This window comes from Flavobacterium sp., assembly GCF_035456085.1.
Taxonomy (GTDB): Bacteria; Bacteroidota; Bacteroidia; order Flavobacteriales; family Flavobacteriaceae; genus Flavobacterium.
Genome location: NZ_DATIDY010000002.1, coordinates 1 through 6,354, shown reverse-complemented (window position 1 = coordinate 6,354; position 6,354 = coordinate 1). Strand labels below are relative to the sequence as shown.

Sequence of the window (6,354 nt, the reverse complement as noted above, 5' to 3'; positions counted from 1 at the left end):
TTAAATTTGGAATCAAGATTAATAGCAAAAACAAAAAACGATTCCATCAGTTTTATGTCGATTTACAGAACGTGACCAATCATACGAATGTGTTTGTGTATGATTACAACCGAATAACTAATAGCATAGAACAGAAAGATCAAATAGGTTTTTCACCAGATTTTGGATATAAATTTCAGTTTTAGACAAAAAAGAAAAAGGCTTATCAATGTGATATGCCTTTTTTTTTTAAAACTCTAAACTGAGCTGTTCTGGCAAAAGCCTAAAACTCATTCGGTGATATTTGGTAGTGCCATATTTTTTGATGGCCTCTCTATGTTCGGGAGTTGGGTACCCTTTGTTTTGTTTCCAATTATACATCGGGAATTCTTCATGAATAGTGCTCATGTATTCATCGCGATAGGTTTTTGCTAATATGGATGCGGCAGCAATGCTCAAAAATTTTGAATCTCCTTTTATGATGCATTGATTTGGAATCGACTTTAAAAATTCGATTTCAGTTTTTGAAAACTGTTTTCCAAAAGTGTTCTTCAAACCCAATTTAGCATTCAGCGCTCTATTTCCATCGACAATTATAAATTCAGGAGTGTGGGTTAATTTCAAAATGGATTCCTGCATTCCTTTCATCGAAGCGTTTAGGATATTAATTTCGTCAATTTCGTTTGGATGCAAATGCGTTACAGCAAATGAAAGAGCTTGGGCTTCAATAATGTGTTTTAATTCTTCTCTTATTTTTTCTGTAAGCTGTTTACTATCGTTTAGAATGTGGTTTTCAAAATCTACTGGTAAAGTTACAGCTGCAGCGGTTACAGGTCCGGCAAGACAACCACGTCCAGCTTCGTCGGTGCCGGTTTCGAGTAGGAATGAAGAAAAATTCTTTTGAAGCATATGTAATCTTTTGGCAAATATTGTCAATTTTTATGAAAATAAACAAAAAAATAAGTTAAATGAAGTTAAAAAAGTGGTTTTATTGGGAAGAAATTTCAATAATAATAACTTTTTTTGTGAATTTATAAATGTTAATTATTTGTTAAAATAGTATTATTCAAAGTAATATAGCTTTTTGCTATATAGCTGATAATTATTGCTTAATAAAAAAAAAGGAGTCTTTTTCGTTCATTTGTTAAATAATTCTTAAACCGAAAACGTTTTCGTGTTTTTGTTTTTCTTGTTATTTTAAGAAAATTATAAGATGTTTGTCGCTTACTAATTCAAAATTTTTAAAAATGAAACTTAAGTTTAATGGACTCTTAGTACTACTTGTAGTGCTAATAGCGCAACTAACCTTTGCGCAAGAAAGAACTGTTTCGGGTATTGTTACCGATAATGCAGGAATGCCTTTACCAGGCGTTAGTGTATTAGTAAAAGGGACAAAAACAGGAACACAAACAGATTTTGATGGAAAATATTCTATCAATGCATCACCAAGTGAAGTTTTGGTAATTAGCTACATTGGTATGAAAACTCAAGAACTAGTTGCTAGTTCAACAAATGCAAATGTAAAATTAAGTGGTAATACTACCGAATTAGAAAGTGTAGTAGTTACGGCTTTAGGTATTAAAAGAGAGAAAAAATCACTTGGATACTCTACTCAGGAAATTAAAGGAAGTGATTTAAATGCTGGAGCTTCAGGAGCTAACTTTCTTAATGACCTTTCTGGTAAAGCAGCTGGTGTAAGCATTAGAAAAAACACAAACTTTGGTGGATCTACTAACGTGGTTTCTAGAGGTGTAAAAAACCTTACTGGAGATAATCAAATGTTGATTGTTATAGATGGTATGCCTATTAATAATTCTAATACTAACTCAACAGCTTTAGGGTCTGGTGCTCAAAACCAAGGTGCTCGTAATACTTATGATTACGGTAATGCTGGTATGGATATCAATCCTGACGATATTGAGACGCTTAATATCTTGAAAGGTGCTGCTGCATCGGCATTATATGGATGGCAAGCAGGTAATGGTGTAATTATGATTACAACCAAAAAAGGAAAAACCAAAAAAGGAATGGGTGTAACTGTATCTAGTGAATTTGTTGTTGGAACTGTAGATAAAAAAACTTTTCCAGAATATCAAGATAGATATGGTCAAGGTTATGGACCTACTTACAAAGCAGATGGTAGCCCTGCAGGTATCCCAGTAGGCGGAACAGGTGCTTTTTTCACAATTGATCCTAATGGAAATCAAGTAGCAACAACAATTGACGATGCTTCTTATGGAGTTGCTTTTGATCCAAATCTTTCTGTTTTTCAATGGGATGCTTATTCTCCATATTCTTCTAACTATGGGAAAAAGACTCCATGGCAAGCTGCTAAGAATGGACCTATCACGTTTTTTCAAACTGCCCAGACATTCAATAATTCTGTTTCTTTAGAAGATGGAAATGATAAAACAAGTTTTGTTTTGAACTACAACAATTTCAAAGAAAATGGAATTTTACCAAATAGTGAATTAAAGAAAAACACTGCAAGCGTTAAATTGAACCATAAATTTACAGATAAATTGTCTGCAAGTGTTTTTGCAAATTATATGGCACAAAGTACAGTTGGTAGAAACACAACTGGATACGGAGGAGATAATGTTATGGGCTTGTTCCGTCAGTGGTGGGCTACTAACGTAGATCTTGAAGGACAAAAAGAGGCTTATTTCAATTCAGGAGGAAAAAATGTTTCTTGGAACATGGGTAATCCAGCTTATGGTGATACAAGTCCAAAATATTGGGACAATCCATATTTCACAAGATATCAAAACTATCAATCAGACGAAAGAAACCGTTTTATTGGTAATGCACAATTAGACTACAAATTCGCAGATTGGATTTCAGCTACAGCAAAAGTAAGTACTGATAGTTATTCAGATTTACGTGAAGAAAGAAAAGCTGTTGGATCTCTAAATTCAACATTTGGTATAACAAGTCCTAGACAAGCTGTAGGTTCAGGATACCAAAAATATAATGGTATGTTTTCTGAGCAAAACTATCAGTTTACTTTGAATTTTAATAAAAAGTTTGCTGAAGATTTCTCTGTAACTGGTCTGCTTGGTGTTAACTCATTGAGAACAAGACGTACTTCAACTCTTGGTGCAACTGAAGGAGGTCTTATTATTCCTGGAATTTATGCTTTATCAAATTCAGTAGCTGCTGCTCCTTATGCAATAGAAACAGAAGTAAATACAGGTGTAAATAGTGCGTACGCTTCTGCTTCTTTGGGATATCAAGATTTTATATTCTTGGATGGAACAGTACGTCATGATGCTTTCTCTACTTTACCATATGGTAACAATTCAGTAAACACGTTCTCAGCTTCTGCAAGTTATGTTTTTACAAAACATCTTAAAGCTGATTGGTTAGATTTTGGAAAATTTAGAGCTAGTTATGCTGAAAATCCACAAGGAAACATTGACCCATATTCATTGACAAATGTTTTTGACAAATTTAATCCATTTGGATCAAACCAACTTTATTCACGTCCGAGTGTTGGAGCTAATCCTGATTTACGTCCTGTGAAAACAACATCTCAAGAATTAGGTTTAGAGATGCAATTTCTTCAAAAAAGAATCGGATTTGATGTAAGTGTTTATAAAAGTTTAAGTTCTGATCAAATATTCCCGGTTGATTACTCTACTGCAACAGGATATTCTAAAAAATATATCAATGCAGGTTCTGTAGAAAATAAAGGCATTGAAGTTCAGTTTAATGCTGGAATAGTACATACCAAAGATTTCCAATGGGATGTATTTGTAAATTGGTCTAAAAATGAGAACACTGTAGTCGCTTTAGCACCAGGAGTTGACGTTTTAACTTTAGGTTCTTTCCAAGGTAATGTTAGTATAATAGCAACAAAAGGTCATGCTTATGGAGATATCATTGGTAAAGACTATGTTTATGCTGCTGATGGTCAAAGAATCGTTGAAAAGGGATCTTATAAGATGACTACAACAACCAATAATGTTATTGGAAATGTAACTCCAGATTGGATTGGTGGAATTCGCAATAAATTCTCTTATAAACAATTTTCATTAGGTTTCTTACTTGATATGCAAAAAGGAGGAGATATTTTCTCTTTAGATCAATATTACGGACAAGATTCTGGATTATATAAATCTACTGCAGGAAATAATGAGTTAGGAAATCCAGTAAGAAATACAATTGCTAACGGTGGTGGAGTTATACTTCCGGGTGTGGATTCTGTTACAGGATTGCCAAATACTACAAGAACTTCATTCCCTGAAAAATCTGGAGGGATTTATGGTTATTCTAAAAACCCACAAAAAGCATTTATTTATGACGCAAGTTATATAAAATTGAGAGAGGTAAATATTACATATAGCTTCCCAACTCAATTAGTGAATAAAATGAAATTAACCGACATGAAATTCTCAATTGTAGGTTCAAATTTATGGGTTATAGATAAAAATCTTCCAGACGCTGACCCAGAAAGTGGATTAAGTTCAGGAAACTTATCTGCAGGTTATTCAGGAGGTTCACTGCCTACCACTAGAAACATTGGTTGTAACCTAACTTTTAAATTTTAAATCATGAAAAAAATATTTTTATTAATCCCTGCTATCACCATGATTTTTTCATGTAGTGATCTTACGGAGATGAATGTTGACCCAAAAAAACCTACTATTACTAAATCAGAATTTTTGTTTTCCAATGCAGAAAAAAAATTAGTTGATCAAATGGTAAGTACTAGTGTGAATAATAATGTATTCAGATTGTTTGCTCAACAATGGACAGAGACTACATACCCTAATGAAAGTCAATACGATATTACTGGTAGAAAAATTCCTGATACTCATTTCTTAGTTATGTATAGAGATGTTTTGGCTGATTTGCTTGATGCAAAAAAGATGATTGCAGCTCTACCTACAGCGACTCCATCTGAAGTTGCTATTAAGGAAAATAAATTGGCAGTTATCGATGTTTTAGAGTCTTATACTTATAGTGTATTGGTAGATACTTTTGGGAATGTTCCATATTCTCAAGCACTTGATATTATAAAATATCCTTTGCCAGCGTATGATGATGCTAAAACTATTTATACTGATCTTATTAAGAGATTAGCTGCAGATGCTGTTATTTTGAAAAAAAATTCTGCAGATCCTAACTTTGGTGCTGCTGATATTATTTATACAGGAACGGCTGCTAGTAATGCAAAATGGGCAAAATTTGCTAATTCGTTAATCATTAGAATGGCTGTAAATCTTTCTGATGTAGATCCAACTTATGCTGCTACTCAAGTTCAAGCTGCTCTTGCTTCTGGACCATTAGCAAGTAATGCGGACAATACAAAATTGACTTATTTGACTACTACAGGAAATCAGAATCCATTATTTGCTGACCTAGTAACTAGTAAAAGATTTGATTTTATTCCAGCTGAACCATTTGTAGCAGCTATGGATGCTGTTGTTCCTGGAGGTGATCCAAGAATGCCTAAATATTTTGTGAATGCTACGTCTCCAGCTCCTGTTATTCCTGCAGGAAGAACTTTCGTTGGAGGTACTTATGGTGAGCAAAATGTTTATGCAACGTATTCACATATCTCAGCAACTTTAGATAATCCAGCTTTCCCAGGGACTATTTTTGATTTTGCGGAATTAAATTTCTTATTAGCAGAAGCTGCTGAGAAAAATTTAATACCAGGTGGTTCGGCTAAAGCTAAGACATATTATGATGCTGGAATAACAGCTTCTATGGCTGATTGGGGAGTAGCTCAACCTGCAATTACAACTTATCTTGCTAGCCCTAAAGTTGATTATAATAATGCACTTAGTGGAGCAACTTATAAAGAAAAAATTGGAACACAAGCTTGGTTTGCTCTTTATAATAGAGGATTTGAAGCTTGGACATCGTATAGAAGATTAGATTTCCCAATTTTAAAAGCTCCTGTTTCTGCTATAAATAGAGGGGAAGAATTTAAAACGGTTCCTGTAAGATATACTTATCCTGGAGTAGAGGTAACTATAAATGGAACAAATTATAGTAAGGCTGCTTCAGATATTGGAGGAGATAAAATGACTACTAAATTGTTTTGGGATAAATTCTAATCCTTAGATCAATTAAGTTAATCACTCAAGATTAATTATAATCCGATTTGTGGTTATTGAAGATAAATATTTTGATTTTAGTTTGAAAAACCCTAATTGCATTTGTAATTAGGGTTTTTTTTTTGTTTAAAATGAAGTGATTGTGGTTTTATATTATCTATTATGTTTTTTTATTTATACGTTTTTATAATTTACCTTTGTGACACCAAAATCGCCAAAGTAATTATCTATATATAACCATTTCAAATGAGGATTTTCTTTTCTTTAATTTTTTTAGCTTTTCCGATACTGCTGTTTTCGCAGA

At 33.2% G+C, this 6,354-nt stretch carries 4 protein-coding genes; 3 read left to right on the top strand and 1 reads right to left on the bottom strand.

What is annotated here, in order from left to right; genetic code table 11:
• Window positions 1-185, top strand: a 185-nt coding sequence (locus VLC96_RS00045) for a hypothetical protein (protein ID WP_325259821.1), incomplete at its 5' end; no start/stop codon positions are given.
• A gap of 43 nt (window positions 186-228) precedes the next feature.
• Here VLC96_RS00045 and rnhB read toward each other — a convergent pair.
• The gene (gene rnhB, locus VLC96_RS00040) at window positions 229-888 is read right to left on the bottom strand and encodes a ribonuclease HII (RefSeq protein ID WP_325259819.1); all 660 of its coding nucleotides are present in this window, start codon (window positions 886-888) and stop codon (window positions 229-231) included.
• A 338-nt stretch (window positions 889-1,226) separates the two neighbouring features.
• Between rnhB and VLC96_RS00035 the strand changes: the two genes are divergently transcribed.
• Together VLC96_RS00035 and VLC96_RS00030 are read left to right on the top strand one after the other, a co-directional pair.
• A complete protein-coding gene (locus VLC96_RS00035; protein ID WP_325259817.1) occupies window positions 1,227-4,532 on the top strand; it encodes a SusC/RagA family TonB-linked outer membrane protein in 3,306 nt (1,101 codons plus the stop codon).
• A gap of 3 nt (window positions 4,533-4,535) precedes the next feature.
• Window positions 4,536-6,050: a SusD/RagB family nutrient-binding outer membrane lipoprotein gene (locus tag VLC96_RS00030; RefSeq protein ID WP_325259815.1), complete on the top strand. Its 1,515-nt coding sequence runs from the start codon at window positions 4,536-4,538 to the stop codon at window positions 6,048-6,050.
• Window positions 6,051-6,354 lie beyond the last annotated feature (304 nt).